This is a genomic window from Hydrogenophaga pseudoflava (genome assembly GCF_031020795.1).
In the GTDB taxonomy this organism is placed as follows: Bacteria; Pseudomonadota; Gammaproteobacteria; order Burkholderiales; family Burkholderiaceae_C; genus Hydrogenophaga; species Hydrogenophaga pseudoflava_A.
Window position 1 is genome coordinate 1 of sequence record NZ_JAVHJP010000020.1, and the last position, 907, is coordinate 907.

The window sequence follows — 907 nt, forward strand, 5'->3', positions numbered from 1 at the left end:
CCACGGTCAAACAGAAGAGCCAGGCCAAGACGGCGCGCATCCCGATCAAGATCGTGCCGGCCGAGGTGCTGAAGAAGCCGGAATGGATCCGCGTCAAGGCCGGCTCACCGACCACCCGCTTCTACGAGATCAAGGACATCCTGCGCAGCAACAAGCTGGTGACGGTGTGCGAAGAGGCCAGCTGCCCCAACATCGGCGAATGCTTCGGCAAGGGCACGGCCACCTTCATGATCATGGGCGACAAGTGCACGCGCCGCTGCCCGTTCTGCGACGTGGGCCACGGCCGCCCGGACCCGCTGGACACCGACGAGCCGGACAACCTGGCCAGGACCATTGCCCAGCTCAAGCTCAAGTACGTGGTGATCACCAGCGTGGACCGCGACGACCTGCGCGATGGCGGCGCCGGCCACTACGTGGCCTGCATCCAGCGCACGCGCGAGCTCTCGCCCGGCACACAGATCGAGGTGCTGGTGCCCGACTTCCGCGGCCGCGACGAGAAGGCGCTGGACATCCTGGCCGGCGGCTTGCCCGATGTGCTCAACCACAACCTGGAAACCGTGCCGCGCCTGTACAAGGAAGCGCGTCCGGGCTCGGACTACCAGTTCAGCCTGAACCTGCTCAAGAAGTTCAAACAGCGCTTCCCCGGTATCCCGACCAAGAGCGGGCTGATGGTCGGCCTGGGCGAGACCGACGAGGAAATCCTCGATGTCATGCGCGACATGCGCGCCCATGACATCGACATGCTGACCATCGGCCAGTACCTCGCGCCCAGCGGTCACCACCTCCCGGTGCGTCGCTACGTGCACCCGGACACCTTCAGGATGTTCGAGGAAAAGGCCTACGAGATGGGCTTCACCCACGCCGCCGTGGGCGCCATGGTGCGCTCCAGCTATCACGCGGACCAGCA

1 protein-coding gene is annotated in these 907 nt (G+C 65.5%); it reads left to right on the forward strand.

Annotated elements, in window-relative coordinates:
- The coding region (gene lipA, locus RCO38_RS24210; protein WP_308331155.1) for a lipoyl synthase at window positions 1–907 on the forward strand (907 nt) is incomplete at both ends.